This is a genomic window from Pseudomonas sp. TMW 2.1634 (assembly GCF_001703595.1).
Taxonomy (GTDB): domain Bacteria; phylum Pseudomonadota; class Gammaproteobacteria; order Pseudomonadales; family Pseudomonadaceae; genus Aquipseudomonas; species Aquipseudomonas fragi.
In genome coordinates this window covers 4,773,497-4,789,924 of the sequence record NZ_CP016849.1, presented here as the reverse complement: position 1 = coordinate 4,789,924, position 16,428 = coordinate 4,773,497, and the positions used below count along the sequence as shown (strand labels likewise).

The 16,428-nt window shown below is 59.1% G+C and carries 17 protein-coding genes and 1 other RNA gene; 7 read left to right on the top strand and 11 right to left on the bottom strand.

The window, feature by feature from the left end:
• Positions 1-172: 172 nt before the first annotated feature.
• Together rnpB and rsmI are read right to left on the bottom strand one after the other, a co-directional pair.
• Positions 173-526, bottom strand: an RNA gene (gene rnpB, locus BFC21_RS22785) — RNase P RNA component class A.
• A gap of 140 nt (positions 527-666) precedes the next feature.
• Positions 667-1,521 (bottom strand): 16S rRNA (cytidine(1402)-2'-O)-methyltransferase, encoded by an 855-nt coding sequence (gene rsmI, locus BFC21_RS22780; protein ID WP_037000951.1) that lies wholly within the window; start codon positions 1,519-1,521, stop codon positions 667-669.
• A gap of 235 nt (positions 1,522-1,756) precedes the next feature.
• On the opposite strand from rsmI, the gene BFC21_RS22775 reads away from it, so the two are divergent.
• From BFC21_RS22775 to BFC21_RS22760, 4 genes are all read left to right on the top strand, one after another.
• Positions 1,757-3,529: a penicillin-binding protein activator gene (locus tag BFC21_RS22775; RefSeq protein ID WP_088379002.1), complete on the top strand. Its 1,773-nt coding sequence runs from the start codon at positions 1,757-1,759 to the stop codon at positions 3,527-3,529.
• Positions 3,529-3,894 (top strand): YraN family protein, encoded by a 366-nt coding sequence (locus BFC21_RS22770; protein ID WP_088379001.1) that lies wholly within the window; start codon positions 3,529-3,531, stop codon positions 3,892-3,894. Before BFC21_RS22775 ends, BFC21_RS22770 begins: the two co-directional genes overlap by 1 nt.
• Before the next feature lie 134 nt (positions 3,895-4,028).
• On the top strand, positions 4,029-4,622 hold the full coding sequence (locus BFC21_RS22765) for a phosphoheptose isomerase (protein WP_016779517.1): 594 nt from the start codon (positions 4,029-4,031) through the stop codon (positions 4,620-4,622).
• On the top strand, positions 4,619-5,200 hold the full coding sequence (locus BFC21_RS22760; protein ID WP_095005047.1) for a BON domain-containing protein: 582 nt from the start codon (positions 4,619-4,621) through the stop codon (positions 5,198-5,200). Before BFC21_RS22765 ends, BFC21_RS22760 begins: the two co-directional genes overlap by 4 nt.
• Positions 5,201-5,253: 53 nt before the next feature.
• Here the strand turns inward: BFC21_RS22760 and BFC21_RS22755 are convergent, their stop codons facing one another.
• The 7 genes from BFC21_RS22755 to rplM form a co-directional block, all read right to left on the bottom strand.
• The gene (locus BFC21_RS22755) at positions 5,254-5,667 is read right to left on the bottom strand and encodes a ClpXP protease specificity-enhancing factor (protein ID WP_016779515.1); all 414 of its coding nucleotides are present in this window, start codon (positions 5,665-5,667) and stop codon (positions 5,254-5,256) included.
• Positions 5,668-5,683: 16 nt separating this feature from the next.
• Positions 5,684-6,301 (bottom strand): glutathione S-transferase N-terminal domain-containing protein, encoded by a 618-nt coding sequence (locus BFC21_RS22750; protein ID WP_016779514.1) that lies wholly within the window; start codon positions 6,299-6,301, stop codon positions 5,684-5,686.
• A gap of 186 nt (positions 6,302-6,487) precedes the next feature.
• Positions 6,488-7,267, bottom strand: coding sequence for a cytochrome c1 (locus tag BFC21_RS22745; protein ID WP_088379000.1), 780 nt, complete (start codon positions 7,265-7,267; stop codon positions 6,488-6,490).
• The gene (locus BFC21_RS22740) at positions 7,267-8,478 is read right to left on the bottom strand and encodes a cytochrome bc complex cytochrome b subunit (RefSeq protein WP_016779512.1); all 1,212 of its coding nucleotides are present in this window, start codon (positions 8,476-8,478) and stop codon (positions 7,267-7,269) included. Before BFC21_RS22740 ends, BFC21_RS22745 begins: the two co-directional genes overlap by 1 nt.
• Entirely contained in the window at positions 8,478-9,071 is a 594-nt protein-coding gene (petA, locus tag BFC21_RS22735) for a ubiquinol-cytochrome c reductase iron-sulfur subunit (RefSeq protein WP_083369776.1), read from the bottom strand. The genes BFC21_RS22740 and petA overlap by 1 nt, the downstream gene beginning before the upstream one ends.
• Positions 9,072-9,325: 254 nt before the next feature.
• Positions 9,326-9,718, bottom strand: a complete 393-nt coding sequence (gene rpsI, locus BFC21_RS22730; protein ID WP_003216038.1) for a 30S ribosomal protein S9 — start codon at positions 9,716-9,718, stop codon at positions 9,326-9,328.
• Between the two features lie 14 nt (positions 9,719-9,732).
• Positions 9,733-10,161 carry a 50S ribosomal protein L13 gene (gene rplM / locus BFC21_RS22725; protein WP_007917032.1) on the bottom strand — a complete coding sequence of 143 codons (429 nt, stop codon included), beginning with the start codon at positions 10,159-10,161 and terminating at the stop codon, positions 9,733-9,735.
• 246 nt (positions 10,162-10,407) lie between these two features.
• On the opposite strand from rplM, the gene BFC21_RS22720 reads away from it, so the two are divergent.
• The 3 genes from BFC21_RS22720 to BFC21_RS22705 all read left to right on the top strand — a co-directional run bounded on the left by BFC21_RS22720 (position 10,408) and on the right by BFC21_RS22705 (position 13,815).
• Positions 10,408-11,448, top strand: a complete 1,041-nt coding sequence (locus tag BFC21_RS22720) for an NADP(H)-dependent aldo-keto reductase (RefSeq protein ID WP_088378999.1) — start codon at positions 10,408-10,410, stop codon at positions 11,446-11,448.
• A 270-nt stretch (positions 11,449-11,718) separates the two neighbouring features.
• Complete coding sequence (locus BFC21_RS22710) at positions 11,719-12,654, top strand: GlxA family transcriptional regulator (protein ID WP_177342616.1); 936 nt, start codon at positions 11,719-11,721, stop codon at positions 12,652-12,654.
• Positions 12,655-12,792: 138 nt separating this feature from the next.
• A complete protein-coding gene (locus BFC21_RS22705) occupies positions 12,793-13,815 on the top strand; it encodes an asparaginase (RefSeq protein ID WP_088378998.1) in 1,023 nt (340 codons plus the stop codon).
• A gap of 47 nt (positions 13,816-13,862) precedes the next feature.
• Here BFC21_RS22705 and zapE read toward each other — a convergent pair whose 3' ends face one another.
• Together zapE and BFC21_RS22695 are read right to left on the bottom strand one after the other, a co-directional pair.
• The gene (zapE, locus tag BFC21_RS22700) at positions 13,863-14,957 is read right to left on the bottom strand and encodes a cell division protein ZapE (RefSeq protein WP_029611241.1); all 1,095 of its coding nucleotides are present in this window, start codon (positions 14,955-14,957) and stop codon (positions 13,863-13,865) included.
• A 91-nt stretch (positions 14,958-15,048) separates the two neighbouring features.
• Positions 15,049-16,404, bottom strand: coding sequence for a tryptophan--tRNA ligase (locus BFC21_RS22695; protein ID WP_088378997.1), 1,356 nt, complete (start codon positions 16,402-16,404; stop codon positions 15,049-15,051).
• Positions 16,405-16,428: the final 24 nt, after the last annotated feature.

Genomic DNA, 16,428 nt, shown 5'->3' with positions numbered 1-16,428 from the left:
TTGACCAGCGACGCGCCGCAAATTCAAAGCTCTAGACTTCAAACTTAAAGTAGTTTGTTAAGAGTAAGAACTTTTCGGCATTACGTCGGGAAATATTCTGACAATGAATAGCGGGGGATAAAGCGACTTCGAGTAAAGCAATCTGCCTGCAGGGCAAGCAGAAGAGAAAAAGGTGGAGAGTCGATCTGTAAGCCGGGTTCTGTCGTGAACAGTCATTCGTCTACGATGGCCATCACTGGACATCTTTAGCAACCTACCCGGTCCCAGCGCGGGCCACGCCTTGGGACCCTATTTGGTCTTGCTCCAAGTGGGGTTTACCTAGCCACGAACTGTTGCCAGTCGTGCGGTGCGCTCTTACCGCACCTTTTCACCCTTACCGGCGCCGAAGCGCTTAGGCGGTTATTTTCTGTGGCACTTTCCGTAGGCTCACGCCTCCCAGGCATTACCTGGCACTTCGCCCTATGGAGCCCGGACTTTCCTCCCCCCCCTAATTTTCATAGAGGGCAGCGACTGTCCAATCGACTCTCCGGCGCGAAGATTAACTGTACAGAGCGTATAGAACAAGCGTTAAACGCCGCAAGGCAGGTTGATTTGCCTGAGTTGCGGCCTTTAGTCACGGGGGCAGCCCTGCAAAGATATCAAAAAGCCATCACTTGATATCAATCGTTACTCTGCTTTCTGCTTTTCAAGTGCAACTTGGTACAAGACGTTCTTGCGCTCACCGGTTATTTCAGCGGCAAGTGCAGCTGCACGCTTGAGTGGCATCTCTTTAAGCAACAAATCGAGAATACGCATCGCTTCACTGCTGACCGCCTCTTCTGTTTCAGGCGCAGTCCAGCCGGCAACCAGAACCACGCACTCGCCGCGCTGCTGGTTACTGTCATTTTCAACAAAAGCGCGCAACTCGGACAAAGGCAAGCCCTTGAGCGTTTCGAACGTTTTGGTCAGCTCTCGCGCCAGCAATGCCGGACGCTCAGGCCCAAATACCAGTTCAAGATCTTGCAGGCACTCAAGAATGCGGTGCGGCGCCTCGTAAAAAATCAGCGTGCGCGGCTCTTCTTTAAGTAACTGCAGGCGCGAACGACGCCCGACGGCCTTGGCCGGCAGGAACCCCTCGAAGATAAAGCGATCCGAAGGCAGGCCCGCAGCCGACAAGGCGGCGATCAAGGCACAGGCACCCGGCACGGGCACAACCTTGACCCCGGCCGCCCGGGCCTGGCGCACAAGGTGATAACCCGGATCGGAAATCAGCGGCGTACCGGCATCCGAGATCAACGCCACATCTTCACCCGCCAGCAAACGCTGGATGAAACGGCTGCCCTCATCCCGCTCGTTGTGCTCGTGACAGGCGCCCAGCGGCGTGGAAATACCAAAGTGCTGCATCAAGCGCAGGGAGTGGCGCGTGTCTTCGGCCGCAATCAGCGACACGTCACGCAATACCTTGAGCGCACGCGCACTGATGTCGTCCAGGTTACCGATGGGCGTGGCCACCACATAAAGTGAGCCAAGAACGGAATTCAAATCACCTGGAGCAGTCAAAACGCACACCTCATAAGAGTTAAAGGCGCCATTGTAGCGCGTAGAGCCCTCATGAACGCACCCACCCTGCAGGCCGCAAAACGCCAAGCGGGTAAACTTTTACTGCCACAACGTACAGAACGCATCTAAATTCAGGCTTTATTGCCGCTAACATCGCGCCCCGGCCAGTGCTTGGGTACACTTCCCAACTCATTTGATCGAGTATCAGGAACACTACATGATCGCTTGCCTGCGGCTGTTCACTGCCCTCTGCCTTGCTGCCCTGTTGGCGGCTTGCGCCAGCTCGCCCTCGTCCAGCCTTGGCGAACTTCCACGGACCCCGGATGCCAGCCTCGAGCAACTGCTCCAGCAGGCCGCCGAGAGCACCAATCCGGAAAAAGCCGCCCTGCTCCGCCTGTCGGCAGCCGATCTTGCCCAGCGCCAGCAAAACAATGCTCGCGCCGCGCAGATCCTGGCCATGGTCCCGCTGGACTCGCTCAAGCCCGCGCAACAGGTCTTTGCCAACACCCTGGCAGCCGAGCTGGCGATGAGCCGCAATGACCCCAAGGCCGCAGTCGCAGCCCTGAACCATCCAAGCACAGCGATCCTGGGCGAGCTGCCAGTGGACCTGCAAGTGCGCACCCGCACTGTCCACGCCCGCGCCCTGGAGGCTGACGGCCAGGCCCTGGCCGCCGCCCGCGAACGCGCAGCGCTGAGCCCGAACCTGACCGGCGAAGCCGCCACCAGCAACAACGATGCTATCTGGGCACTCGTGGCCAGCCTGCCGGTCGAGCAACTGCACAGCCAGAGCAATGATGTGCTGGGCGGCTGGATGTCCTTGGCCCTGGCCGTGAAGAGCGCCGGCACCCTGCAGGACCAACAGAACGCCATTGACCAGTGGCGCGCGCAGAACCCCACTCACCCGGCCGCCCTCCAGCTGCCAACACCGCTGATCAAGCTCAAGGAACTGGCCAGCCAGCCCCTGACCAGGATCGCCCTGCTGCTGCCCCAGGACGGCCAGCTGGCCTCGGTGAGCAAAGCCCTGCGCGATGGTTTCATGGCTGCGCACTACCAGGCCCAGCAAGCCGGGCAAAACCCGCCAAGCATTCAGTTCTATGACAGCTCGCGCCTGACCTCGCTGGACGACTTCTACCGTCAGGCCCAGGCCGACGGCGTGCAACTGGTGGTGGGCCCACTGGAGAAATCCCTGGTCAAGCAACTCAGCAGCCGTCAGCAATTGCCGATCACCACCCTGGCCCTGAACTACAGCGAAGGCACTCAAGGCCCGGCGCAACTGTTCCAGTTCGGCCTCGCGGCTGAAGACGAAGCCCGTGAAGTGGCGCGTCGCGCCCGGGCCGACGGCCTGACCCGTGCTGGCGCGATGGTGCCAGTCGGCGAATGGGGCGACCGCGTACTCAAGGCCTTCCGCCAGGAATGGGAAGCACACGGCGGCACCGTTGTCGGCGTTGAACATATCGACAAGCCTGTGGCCCTCGCCCAGCAAGTCGCCGATCTGGTGCAACTGCGCAAAAACGGCGGCTCGGCCGAGCCAACACGCCGCCAGGACATGCAGTTCCTGTTCCTCGCCGCCACCCCGCAGCAGGCCCAGCAGATCAAGCCGACCCTGAACTACCAGTACGCTGGCGACCTGCCGGTTTACGCAACGTCCCATGTGTTCAGCGCCAGCGGCGACCAGAACCAGTACAACGACATGAACGGCATCCGCTTCTGCGAAACCCCCTGGTTGCTCGACCCGAGCAACCCGCTGCGCCAGCAAGTGACCGCACAATGGCCACAAGCCGGCGGCAGCCTGGGCCGCCTGTACGCGATGGGCATTGACGCCTACCGCCTGGCCCCGAGCCTGGGCCAGCTCAAGGCCCTGCCCGACAGCCGGATTGACGGCATGTCCGGCAGCCTGAGCATGAGCCCGGCACAGCGCGTGGAACGCCAACTGCCGTGGGCCGAATTCACCAATGGCCAGCCCCAACGCTTGCCGGCTACGACCAACTGATGCCCGAACGCTCAAGCCAGCAAGCTGGCAAGGATGCCGAGCGCCTGGCGCTGCGGCATCTTGAGCAACAGGGTTTGCGCCTGCTGGCGCAGAACTGGTCATGCAAGCGTGGCGAGCTGGATCTGGTCATGCTTGACGGCGATACAGTAGTATTCGTCGAAGTTCGTTACCGCCAACATGCGCAATGGGGTGGCGCACTGGCCAGCATTGATGCACGCAAGCGTCAAAAGCTGGTACTGGCCGCCCAGCACTTTTTGCAGCAACAAGCGCGCTGGGCCAATCACCCGTGCCGCTTTGACGTAGTGACAATGGACAGCACAACACCCCGATTGAACTGGCTACGGAATGCCTTTGACAGCCAGTAGCGCTGCCAGGCCGATTCCAGCACCCTTTTTTAACGATTTTGCTTTGCTTTGCGGGCTGCACATTCTTGTGCCGGGAAGTCACCCAGCTACACCTGGATCACGCCCGACCAGCCGCCCTACTTAAGGTCACATAGATGGACATGCAATCCCGGATCCGCCAGCTTTTTCAGGCCAGCATCGACACCAAGCAGCAGGCAATGGAAGTGCTCGCCCCCCATATCGAGCAAGCCAGCCAGGTGATGGTTAACGCCCTGCTCAACGAAGGCAAGATGCTCTCGTGCGGCAATGGCGGGTCGGCAGGCGACGCCCAGCACTTTTCATCCGAGCTGCTCAACCGCTTCGAGCGCGAGCGCCCGAGCCTGCCCGCCATCGCACTGACCACCGACACGTCGACGATCACCTCGATCGCCAACGATTACAGCTTTAACGAGATCTTCTCCAAGCAGATCCGCGCCCTGGGCCAGCCCGGCGACGTGCTGCTGGCCATTTCCACCAGTGGCAACTCGGCCAATATCATCCAGGCGATCCAGGCGGCCCATGACCGCGAAATGATCGTGGTCGCCATGACCGGCCGCGACGGCGGCGGCATGGCCTCGCTGCTGCTGCCCGAGGACGTGGAAATCCGCGTTCCGTCCAATGTCACCGCACGTATTCAAGAAGTCCACCTGCTGGCGATCCACTGCTTGTGCGATCTGATCGACAGCCAACTGTTCGGGAGTGAAGAATGACTTTTAATCGACTAGGCCTGGTAGCCCTGACCCTGTGTCTTGGTCTGACCGCCGGTTGCAGTTCGGTACTGACCGCCACCCGCGACACCCCTATCGAAGATGATCGCGGCACCCGCACCTTCGGTAGCAAGATCGATGACTCCCTGATCGAAACCAAGGTCGCCGTGAACGTGGCCAAGGCCAACCCGGACCTGGACACCGGTTCGCACATCGTGGTCACCAGCTACAACGGTATCGTGCTGCTGGCCGGCCAGACCCCGCGCGCCGACCTCAAGGCCCAGGCCGAGCAGGCAGCAGCCTCCGTGCAGCGAGTGAAGAAGGTCAACAACGAGTTGCAGGTCATGGCACCGTCGTCGATCCTGGCACGCAACAACGACGCCTGGCTGACCACCAAGATCAAGACCCAGATGCTGACCGACAGCGCCATTCCCGGCTCGCGCATCAAGGTGGTCACCGAGAACGGTATCGTCTACATGCTCGGCCTGGTCACCAAGCAGGAAGCCGCCCGCGCCACCAGCCTGGTACAGAGCGTTTCCGGGGTACAGAAAATCGTCAAACTGTTCGAGTACATCGACTGACAGCCCCCTCTGGCAGGCACAAAAAAGGCGACCTCTTCAGGTCGCCTTTTTTATTACTTCACCACTTTCAGGCTCGGCCGGCCCGTAGGGCGCGGCGGCTCGGAGCCTGGTGGCGGACCGTCGTCATCCGGCTCAACCTCGTCATCAGCCTCCAGAGGCTCTTCCAGGTCGAACACCATGCCCTGGCCGTTCTCACGGGCATACACGCCCAGGATTGCGGCAATAGGCACATACAACGTGTGTGGCACACCACCAAAACGCCCTTCAAAGCTTACCGCTTCGTTGTCCATGTGCAGTTGGCGCACGGCGGTTGGCGAAACATTCAGGACAATCTGCCCGTCACTGGCAAAACCCGCAGGCACTTGCACCTTGGGGTAGTCAGAGTTAACCAGCATGTGCGGAGTGCAATCGTTATCAACGATCCACTCATAGAGCGCACGCACCAGATAAGGTCGACTTGAATTCATCGAGGGCTCCTAAGCCTTAGCGCATGTCGCGTTCGACACCAGACAGACTCGCCTGGAAAGCCTCACGCGCAAATTGGCGCTCCATATAGTCGAGCAACGGCTTGGCTGGCCGCGGCAATTCAATACCCAAAACAGGCAAGCGCCAGAGTATCGGCAATAGACAGCAGTCGACCAGACTTTGCTCATCACTGAGGAAAAAAGGTTTGTCGGCAAATAATGCAGAAACACCCGTCAGGCTTTCGCGCAGCTCCTTGCGGGCCTGCACACGCGCCGGCTCCTTGGTCCGCGAATCAAGGATCAGGTCAACCAGCGCACACCAGTCGCGCTGGATGCGATGGATCAACAGGCGGCTATTGGCCCGCGCTACCGGGTAAACCGGCAGCAACGGCGGATGCGGGTAGCGCTCATCCAGATATTCCATCACCACGGTCGACTCCCACAACGCCAGGTCACGATCGACCAGGGTTGGCAGGCTGCCGTAGGGGTTCACTTCGATCAGCTTCGGCGGCTGACGGCCCGCCTCCACACTGATGATCTCGGCGCTGACACCTTTCTCTGCGAGCACAATGCGTACCCGGTGGGAATAGTGGTCGGCGGGGTCGGAGTAACAGGCCAACCGATTGGTCACGCCCATGGCGGTCCTCCTCGCTTGTTGAAATTATCGGGAGCGGAAAAACGAACGCGCCCAAGGAACGCCTCTGATAACCACAACCCGGGTGGCAGGCAAGGTCATTGACCCCACCTGCCACCCGACCTGCACTGTTACCTTTTCAGAGACACCCTTGGGCGCGCACGATTAACAGCATTGCGTGTAACTATATCAGTGCACATCTTTCCAGTATTCGCGCTTGAGCAGATAAGCGAATACAAAGAGGAAGGCCAGGTAGATCAGCACGTAAGTACCGATGCGCTGATGCTCCAGCTTCACCGGGTTGGCCGAGTAGGCCAGGAAGGTCACAAGGTTCTTGATCTTCTCATCGAACTGCTCTTCTGTCAGGGCGCCGGTTTTTGGCAGCACTGTCAGCTGGTCGCACGCTTCATGGGTCAAAGGCGTACCGGTGAGCGGATCATACTGCTTCTTGCCGTCTTCGACGATCTGTACTTGCTTGCAACCGATCACCTGACGACCTTGCAGCGGCGCCAGCACGTTAGGCATGCCCACGTTCGGGAAGACCTTGTTGTTCACACCCCAAGGGCGTGACGGGTCTTCGTAGAAGGCACGCAGGTAGCTGTACAGCCAGTCGGTGCCGCGCACACGAGCTACCAGGGTCAGGTCAGGCGGTGCAGCACCGAACCAGGCCTTGGCGTCGTTGGGCTGCATGCCGATGTTCATGTGGTCGCCAATCTTGGCACCGGTGAACACCAGGTTATCAAGCATGACTTCATGGGGGATGCCCAGGTCGTCGGCTACGCGCTCGTAACGCTGGAACTTGGCACTGTGACAGCCCATGCAGTAGTTGGCGAATGTACGCGCGCCGTCCTGCAGGGCAGCCTTGTCAGAAACATCGATGTCGACCTTGTCGAGCTGCACACCCTGTTCTGCCGCAAAGGAGAACACAGGCATTACCGCGAGCATCAATACAGCAAATAGCTTTTTCATCAGCCAGTCACCCTTTCCGGAACCGGTTTGGTCTTCTCAAGCCTGGTGTAGAACGGCATCAGAATGAAGTAGGCGAAGTACAGGAACGTACACACCTGCGACAGCAGCGTGCGGCCCGGGGTCGGTGCCAATACACCCAACACGCCCAGGATCACGAAGGAGATGCAGAACACCCACAGCCATACCTTGCTCATCCAGCCCTTGTAGCGCATGGATTTGACCGGACTGCGATCAAGCCACGGCAACACGAACAGCACGGCAATCGCGGCGCCCATGGCAATGACGCCAAGCAGCTTGTCCGGGATGGCCCGCAGGATCGCGTAGAACGGCGTGAAGTACCAGACAGGGGCAATGTGCTCCGGCGTCTTGAAGGCGTTAGCCTGTTCAAAGTTCGGTTTTTCCAGGAAGTAACCGCCCATTTCCGGGAAGAAGAACACAATCGAGCAGAAGATAAACAGGAACACCACCACGCCGACAATGTCTTTGACGGTGTAGTACGGGTGGAACGGAATGCCGTCCAGCGGTATGCCGTTTTCGTCCTTGTGCTTCTTGATGTCCACGCCGTCGGGGTTGTTGGAGCCGACTTCGTGCAGGGCCAGAATGTGCAGCACCACCAGCCCCAGGATCACGATAGGCAAGGCCACCACGTGCAGGGCGAAGAAGCGGTTCAGGGTAATCCCGGAGATCAGGTAGTCACCCCGAATCCACTGGGTCAGGTCGTTACCGATCACCGGAATGGCACCGAACAGCGAAATGATCACCTGGGCGCCCCAGTAGGACATTTGCCCCCAAGGCAGCAGGTAACCCATAAAGGCTTCAGCCATCAGGGCCAGGTAGATCATCATGCCGAACAGCCAGACCAGCTCGCGGGGCTTCTGGTACGAGCCGTAGAGCAGGCCGCGGAACATGTGCAGGTAGACGACGATAAAGAACGCCGATGCACCGGTAGAGTGCAGCAAGCGCAGAATTGAACCGTATTCGACGTCACGCATGATGTATTCGACAGAAGCAAAGGCTTCTTCAGCCGACGGCGTGTAGCTCATGGTCAGCCACACACCGGTCACGATCTGGTTGACCAGAACGAGCAATGCGAGAGAACCAAAGAAATAGAAGAAGTTGAAGTTCTTCGGGGCGTAGTACTTGCTGAGGTGGTCTTCCCACATTTTGGTGGCGGGGAAACGGGCATCAACCCAATCCATGAACTTGCTCATTACGCGTTCTCCCCATCGAGGCCAACGACAACAATGTTGTCCGTCTCATAGTAGTAGGGCGGTACTGGCAGGTTCAGCGGGGCTGGTTGGGCCTTGTAGACGCGGCCGGCCAGATCATAGTGCGAACCATGACAAGGGCAGAAATAGCCACCGACCCAGTCCTTGCCAAGATCTACAGGCGCGACCTCAGGACGGAATGTAGGCGAGCAACCCAAGTGGGTGCAAATACCGATCAACAACAGAATCTCTGGCTTGATCGACCGCAACTCGGGGTTCACATAAGCAGGCTGATCAGATTGCTTGGAGTCCGGGTCAGCGAGCTGCCCTTCAATCTTCTTCAGGTTTGCCAGGATCTCCTCGGTGCGACGTACGATGAATACCGGCTGACCACGCCACTCAGCAATCATTTGCTGACCTGGCTCAACCTTTGCAATATTCACTTTCACCGGTGCGCCAGCGGCTTTCGCCTTGGCACTGGGAAACCACGACCCCACGAACGGGACCGCCGCCCCCACCGCTCCTGCAGCACCCACCACGGATGTGGCTGCTACGAGGAAGCGACGCCGGCCGACATTTACGCCGTCATTGCTCATTCAGTCCTCTCCCATCAGCTTTGTGGCCTGTTAAATCAGGCATCTACTAAATATGCATCTATTACTTATAAAAATTTTGCAGAATGGTAATGAAAAGCCCCTAGTCTTACAAGGTAATTACCGCTCTGGGGCGGCTACAAGCCTTGTAGTATAGGCGTTTGCTGGATGTGGCAAGTTGTCACACCGCTAAATCATCGCCCATAAAAAAAGCCCAGCTCCCGAAGGAGGCTGGGCTTTTTGAACGAAGCTGCGAATTAACGCTTCGAGTACTGCGGACGCTTACGCGCTTTACGCAGACCGACTTTCTTACGTTCAACTTCACGAGCATCGCGAGTAACGAAGCCAGCTTTGCGCAGAGCGCCACGCAGGGTTTCGTCATACTGCATCAGTGCGCGAGTGATACCGTGGCGGATTGCGCCAGCTTGACCACTTACACCACCACCGATCACGGTGACGTAGATGTCGAATTTCTCGACAGTCTCAGTCAGTTCCAACGGCTGACGAACTACCATGCGGGCAGTTTCGCGACCGAAGAAATTCTCCAGAGTGCGGTTGTTGATGGAGATGTTACCGGTACCCGGACGCAGGAAAACGCGAGCGGTTGCGGTTTTACGACGGCCAGTGCCGTAGTTTTGAGTCGCCGACATAATGAACTATTCCGTTAAAACTTCAGTTCTTGGGGCTGCTGAGCAGTATGAGGGTGAGCAGCGCCCGCATAGACTTTCAGCTTACGGTACATGTCGCGACCCAGTGGGTTTTTAGGCAGCATGCCTTTAACCGCGGTCTCGATCACGCGCTCAGGAGCTTTGGCGATCAGCTTTTCGAAGTTGATCGACTTAATCCCGCCCGGGAAACCGGAGTGAGAGTAGTACATCTTGTCAGTGGTTTTAGCACCAGTAACACGGATTTGCTCAGCGTTGATAACAACGATGTAGTCACCGGTGTCAACGTGCGGAGTGTATTCCGGCTTGTGCTTGCCACGCAGACGGCTCGCGATCTCGGTGGCCAGACGACCCAGGGTCTGACCAGCAGCGTCGACGACAAACCAGTCGCGCTTTACTGTTTCTGGTTTAGCAGTAAAAGTTTTCATTCTTTATAGCCTCAGGGGCCGCCCTGTAAATTAGACGGCGGATCTTACTGAATAGTGCGTACTTTGACAAGTCAAAGGCAGCCGGATACAGACGCTATCGGGGGCTCGGGTCAGCGCGTCCGTTCAACGGCAAGATTCTTCGGCAGGCGGCGCATCACTTCCACTGCAGAAAGAGGTGGGCAATTATCCAGATTGCGCAAAAAATTACAACCTGCTTTTATGTTTGTTTACCCGAAGGAGCACCCGATGGACTACCGAAAGCTTGGCCGCACCGACCTGAACGTAAGCGCAATCGCCCTCGGGACCATGACCTGGGGCGAGCAGAACACCCAGGCTGAAGCCTTCGAGCAGATCGCTTACGCCAAAGATGCCGGCATCAATTTTATCGATACTGCCGAAATGTACCCGGTACCGCCCAAGGCCGAAACCTACGCCACCACCGAGCGCTATATCGGCAACGGGTTCAAGGAGCGCGGTGATCGCGCCGACTGGATCCTGGCCAGCAAGATCGCCGGCCCCGGCAACGGTATCGACTACATCCGTGACGGTAACCTCAAGCACAACCGCACCCATATCGTGCAAGCCCTGGACGCCAGCCTCAAGCGCCTGCAAACCGACTGGATCGACCTGTACCAGTTGCACTGGCCGGAACGCAGCACCAACTTCTTCGGCCAACTGGGCTACACCCACGACGCCGACGAAGCCTTTACCCCGCTGGAAGACACCCTCGAAGCGCTCGACGAACAGGTCAGGGCCGGCAAGATCCGCCATATCGGCCTGTCCAACGAAACGCCGTGGGCCACCATGAAGTTCCTGCAACTGGCCGAAAGCCGCGGCTGGCCACGCGCCGTATCGATCCAGAACCCCTACAGCCTGCTCAACCGCAGCTTTGAAGTGGGCCTGGCGGAGATCGCCATTCGCGAACAATGCGGCCTGCTCGCCTACTCGCCCCTGGCGTTCGGCATGCTCACTGGCAAGTACAGTGGCGGCGCCCAACCGCCAAAAGGCCGCCTGAGCCTCTACAGCCGCTTCTCGCGCTATTCAAACCCGCAGGCCGTGGCTGCCAGCGAGCGTTATGTGGCCCTGGCCCGCGAACATGGCCTCGATCCGGCGCAAATGGCCCTGGCTTTCGTTACCCGCCAACCGTTCGTTACCAGCAATATCATTGGCGCCACGACGATGGAGCAACTCAAAAGCAATATTGCCAGCCACGACCTGAAGCTATCGGATGAGGTGCTGGCGGGCATTGAAGCGATCCACAAGGACCAGCCAAACCCGGCGCCTTGACCCACCGCCCCCCCTTGTGGGAGCGGGCTTGCTCGCGATGCAGACGCTGCGGTGTTTCAGGCAAACCCCCTGGATGCCATCGCGAGCAAGGCCGCTCCCACAAAAACAGCAACCTCTGGACACACAGGAAAAAACATAAGACGATCCAGCCGCAAGTTGACCAATTTCACCTATAAGAATAATCAAAATATGTCTATGTCTAATCAACTCTCCACGCCCCTGCGGCGCGTCAATATTTTGGCCATCGATCGGGTGTTCGCCTCGACCCTGATGCATGCCAAGGACTTCTTTCACCTCGCCAGCCTGCGTCACGGCAAGCAACTGGGCCAAGGCCTGACCCCCACCTTCGAGACCCGCCTGGTGAGCCCCGACGGCAAGCCGGCCACCAGCTTCAGCGACGTGGTGCTCCCCGTGGACGGCGCCCTGGAGGACACCGACATCATCATCCTCCCGGCCTTCGGTGATGACTTCGACACCCTCTGCCAGCGCTACCCGCAAGTAGTGCCCTGGCTGCGCGAACAACATGCCCGCGGTGCAGTGCTGTGCGCCGAGGCCACCGGGGTATTCTGGCTCGCCGAAGCCGGGCTGCTCGACGGCAAGGAGGCCACCACCTACTGGCGTTTTTTCGATACCTTCGCCCGTCGCTACCCCCAGGTACACCTCAACCAGGACAAGCACCTCACCGACGCCGACAACCTCTACTGCGCCGGCGGGCCGACCTCGGCCTGCGACCTCTATATCTACATGATCGAGCGTTTTTGCGGCGCCACCATCGCCCAGGCCGTGGCCCGCGACATCCTTTACGAAGTGCAGCGCAACTACACCCCGGGGCGCATCGGCTTTGGCGGCCAGAAGCTGCACCAGGACGTGATCATCCTGCAAATCCAGCACTGGCTCGAAGAGCACTTCGCCGACAAGTTCCGCTTCGAAGACGTCGCCCGCGATCACGGCATGAGCATCCGCAACTTTATGCGCCGCTTTCAGCTGGCCACCGGCGACAAACCCCTGCACTACCTGCAGCGCCTGCGCATAGAAACCGCCAAGGGCCTGCTCTCGGCCACCCGCAAAAGCATCAAGACCATCAGCTACGACGTGGGCTATGACGACGCCAGCTTCTTCGCGCGACTGTTTCGCCAACATACCGAGCTGTCGCCAAACCAGTATCGTCAACAGTTCCTGCACGCCGGTGTAAATCAAGTCGCTTAAAAACTAAGCGATGGACTACACACCAAGCAGAACAGTCTGATTTCTCCGCCCGCCCGAAAAGCCTCTGATAAAAAACGCCCTCAACAGGGGGCACCCACAAGAAGAGGCTTTACCGGCCCTGCGGCGGAGGTAAACAGCATGGCGCACACACTCAACCACCACACCCTGCCCACACTCTCCATCGGCGCCTTGGGGGGCACCGTGAGCATGCGTGCAACACAATCCGGCACGGGGGCCACCCCAGCGCTCACTGGCGAAGCGCTGCTTGAGGACATTTCGCAACTGCATGAGGGGCTGGAGGTGCGTGTCGACACCCTGTGCCTGATACCGAGCGCATCCCTGGACTTCAACCTGATGCTTGAAGTGCTGATCTGGGCCCAGGAGCAAGTGAAGCTGGGGGTGCAAGGCATCGTCATTACCCAAGGCACCGACACCCTGGAAGAAACCGCGTTTTTCCTTGATCTGCTGTGGAATGCCGATGTGCCACTGGTGTTGACCGGGGCCATGCGCCCCAGCGACCGCCCCAGTGCCGACGGCCCCGCCAACCTGCTCGATGCCGCCAGGGTGGCTATGGATACACAAAGCCGCAAGCGCGGCGTTCTGGTGGTCATGAACGACCAGATTCACCAGGCCCTGCATGTGCGTAAAACCTCATCGATGGCTCTGGAAGCCTTCAGCTCCCCCCTGTTCGGCCCCGTGGGGCTGATGATCGAAAACCGGGTCTGCTATCTGCGAAAAACTGGCGCACGCACCGTTCTGCCCATGCCCCGCTCCATTCATCACCGGGTGGCCCTGCTGCCCACCACCCTGGCAGCCGACACGGTGTTGCTGGAGCACATACTGGCCTTGGGATATGACGCGCTGGTGGTCAGCGCTTTCGGCGGCGGCCATGTCAGTGTCGACTGGGTGGACCTGATCGACCAGATCACCACCGAAATTCCGGTGCTGGTGGCAAGCCGCACAGGCTCAGGCCCAACCGCCGAAGCGTGCTACGGGTTTATCGGCAGCGAGATGGACCTGATCGACCGCGGCGCGGTGATGTGCGGGTTTCTGTGCCCGTACAAGGCGCGCATCCTGATATGGCTATTGATCGGCGCAGGCATGGGCCGCGAAGTCGCCAAACATGTACAGCGCCTGGGGTTCAAGGCTGCCGAAGCCTAGAAGCGAGCGCGCAAAAAAAAAGCCTGCAATGCAGGCCTGTTTCTCGACTAGGGTTTGTGCGCCCGCGTCAGGTATTCGTGAGACTGCATTTCCAGCAAGCGGCTGAGGGTGCGCTGGAACTCAAAGTTCAGGCGCCCGCCCTTGTACAGGTCTTTAAGCTCAACTTCGGCCGAGATGATCAGCTTGACGTTGCGGTCGTAAAACTCATCGACCATGTTGATAAAGCGCCGGGCGATATCGTCCGTTTTCACTTCCATTTGCTCGACACCGCTGAGAATCACAGCGTTGAAGATCTTGCCAAGCTCGATGTAGTCGTTCTGGCTGCGCGGGCCGTCGCACAACTCGCGGAACTCGAACCAGGCCACATCATCACAGGTGCGCAAGGCGCGGATGGTGCGGTTTTCGATGATCAGATCATCGTTTTCGATCGCCCTGTTGGAGTTATGCGTCAGCGCCTTGAAGCTCTCACGCAGGCTCTTCTCGGACTCTTCGTTGAGCGGGAAGTGAAACAGTTCGGCCTGCTCGAGGTGACGCAAGCGATAGTCGACGCCGCTGTCGACGTTGACGATTTCAGTGTTCTGCTTGATCAGGGCAATGGCGGGCAAGAAGCGCGCACGCTGCAGGCCGTCCTTGTACAGACCGTCCGGCACGATGTTCGACGTGGCCACCAGGGTGACGCCGTTTTTAAACAGCTCTTCCATCAGGGTGCCGAGAATCATGGCGTCGGTAATGTCCGACACAAAGAATTCGTCAAAGCAGATCACCCGCGCCTCATCGGAGAAGCGCTTGGCGATGATGGTCAGCGGGTTCTTTTCGCCATTGAGGGTGCGCATTTCTTCGTGCACGCGCTTCATGAAGCGGTGGAAGTGGGTACGCACCTTTTCCTTGAACGGCAGGGCGTCAAAGAATGTATCGACCAGATAAGTCTTGCCACGGCCTACGCCGCCCCAGAAGTAGAGGCCCTTGACCGGGGTCAGCTCCTTTTTGCCGAACAGCTTGCCAAACAGGCCGGGCTTGCTCTGCGAGGAAGCGACCAGGTCGTCATACAGACGCTGCAAATGGCGCACAGCGTTTTCCTGCGCGGCATCATGGAAGAAGTCCGGGCGTTTCAGATCTGCTTGATATCGTTCTAGAGGCGTCATAATTCGTTAGCAAGGCAACAAAAACGGGCCGACACTGTAGCGACGACCCTTGGGAATGGCAATCAAACCTGAGACGAAACGTCGCAGTTTCTCAGTCTTGCGCTGGCACCAGGGCCAGGCGCAAGGCTTCGATCGCCGCATCACGCGCCGCACTGTCGGCAAAAGCCGGGCTGTCGGCCACACAGGCGTCGCCCAGCCAGACGCTGAAGCTCAGCGCGTCGCTGCGTACATCCAGCGGCTCACCGGCTTGCAGCTGCTTGGTCACCTGCCCCGCCGTCTTGCCATCGGCAAAACTGCGCGACAACAGCAATTGCTCGCCATCGGCTGCCAGCAGGCGGAAACGGAAACTGCCGTCTTCGTCACGGAAGCTGACAAAACGCGGGCCCTTGACGGCTTTTTTCTTGCCGGAGGCGGCGGTTTGCGCGGCACTGACAAACGAACGCAGGCCAACCGCTTCGCGCAACTGGGTAAGGAAAGGTGCCGCGATTTTGCGAGCTTTTTGCGCGCCGGCCAGCAGGATGTCTTCCATATCGTCAGGACGCGACATCAGGTCGTGGTAACGCTCGCGGGACTCGCCCAGCTCGGCATCCAGCAACTTGAACAGACGCTCCTTGGCTTCGCCCCAGCCCAGGCCCTGCAACAGTTCGCTGCGGAACTCGGCCGCCTGCACGGGTGTCGAGAACGCCTGATACAGGGTGAACAGGTGCGCGTTGTCCGGGTCTTTGGCTTCGCCCGGCGCACGGGAGTCGGTGACGATGCGCGAGATCGCGCTTTTCATGTCCTTGGCGCTGCTGAACAACGGGATGGTGTTGTCATAGCTCTTGGACATCTTGCGACCGTCCAGGCCCGGCAAGGTGGCCACGCTTTCTTCGATCAGCGCTTCGGGCATGGCGAAAAACTCTTTGCCATTGCCGAACAGGTGGTTGAAGCGCTGGCCAATGTCGCGGGCCATTTCAACGTGCTGGATCTGGTCACGACCCACCGGCACCTTGTTGGCGTTGAACATCAGGATGTCCGCGGCCATCAGTACCGGGTAGCTGTACAGGCCCATGGTGATACCTGCATCCGGGTCTTCGCCGTTTTCCAAGTTCTTGTCCACCGAAGCCTTGTAGGCATGGGCGCGGTTAAGCAGGCCCTTGGCTGCCACGCAGGTCAGCAGCCAGGTCAGTTCGGGGATTTCCGGGATATCGGACTGGCGGTAGAAGGTCACACGCTCCACATCCAGGCCGGCGGCCAGCCAGGTCGCGGCGATTTCCTGACGCGAGCGCTGAATGCGCAGCGGGTCATCGCACTTGATCAGGGCATGGTAGTCGGCCAGGAAGTAGAACGAATCGGCATTGGGGTCGCGGCTGGCCACGATCGCAGGGCGGATGGCCCCGGCGTAGTTGCCCAGGTGCGGCGTACCGGTGGTGGTGATGCCGGTGAGGATACGAGTACGAGAGGTCATGGGTAATCGCTTATCAGGCTGCAA

Excerpts from the sequence above, each read along its gene's own strand:
- BFC21_RS22775 (WP_088379002.1), top strand. The coding sequence starts at position 1,757 with ATGATCGCTTGCCTGCGGCTGTTCACTGCCCTCTGCCTTGCTGCCCTG.
- BFC21_RS22770 (WP_088379001.1), top strand. The coding sequence starts at position 3,529 with ATGCCCGAACGCTCAAGCCAGCAAGCTGGCAAGGATGCCGAGCGCCTG.
- BFC21_RS22765 (WP_016779517.1), top strand. The coding sequence starts at position 4,029 with ATGGACATGCAATCCCGGATCCGCCAGCTTTTTCAGGCCAGCATCGAC.
- BFC21_RS22760 (WP_095005047.1), top strand. The coding sequence starts at position 4,619 with ATGACTTTTAATCGACTAGGCCTGGTAGCCCTGACCCTGTGTCTTGGT.
- BFC21_RS22755 (WP_016779515.1), bottom strand. The coding sequence starts at position 5,667 with ATGAATTCAAGTCGACCTTATCTGGTGCGTGCGCTCTATGAGTGGATC.
- BFC21_RS22750 (WP_016779514.1), bottom strand. The coding sequence starts at position 6,301 with ATGGGCGTGACCAATCGGTTGGCCTGTTACTCCGACCCCGCCGACCAC.
- BFC21_RS22745 (WP_088379000.1), bottom strand. The coding sequence starts at position 7,267 with ATGAAAAAGCTATTTGCTGTATTGATGCTCGCGGTAATGCCTGTGTTC.
- BFC21_RS22740 (WP_016779512.1), bottom strand. The coding sequence starts at position 8,478 with ATGAGCAAGTTCATGGATTGGGTTGATGCCCGTTTCCCCGCCACCAAA.
- petA (WP_083369776.1), bottom strand. The coding sequence starts at position 9,071 with ATGAGCAATGACGGCGTAAATGTCGGCCGGCGTCGCTTCCTCGTAGCA.
- rpsI (WP_003216038.1), bottom strand. The coding sequence starts at position 9,718 with ATGTCGGCGACTCAAAACTACGGCACTGGCCGTCGTAAAACCGCAACC.
- rplM (WP_007917032.1), bottom strand. The coding sequence starts at position 10,161 with ATGAAAACTTTTACTGCTAAACCAGAAACAGTAAAGCGCGACTGGTTT.
- BFC21_RS22720 (WP_088378999.1), top strand. The coding sequence starts at position 10,408 with ATGGACTACCGAAAGCTTGGCCGCACCGACCTGAACGTAAGCGCAATC.
- BFC21_RS22710 (WP_177342616.1), top strand. The coding sequence starts at position 11,719 with ATGCATGCCAAGGACTTCTTTCACCTCGCCAGCCTGCGTCACGGCAAG.
- BFC21_RS22705 (WP_088378998.1), top strand. The coding sequence starts at position 12,793 with ATGGCGCACACACTCAACCACCACACCCTGCCCACACTCTCCATCGGC.
- zapE (WP_029611241.1), bottom strand. The coding sequence starts at position 14,957 with ATGACGCCTCTAGAACGATATCAAGCAGATCTGAAACGCCCGGACTTC.
- BFC21_RS22695 (WP_088378997.1), bottom strand. The coding sequence starts at position 16,404 with ATGACCTCTCGTACTCGTATCCTCACCGGCATCACCACCACCGGTACG.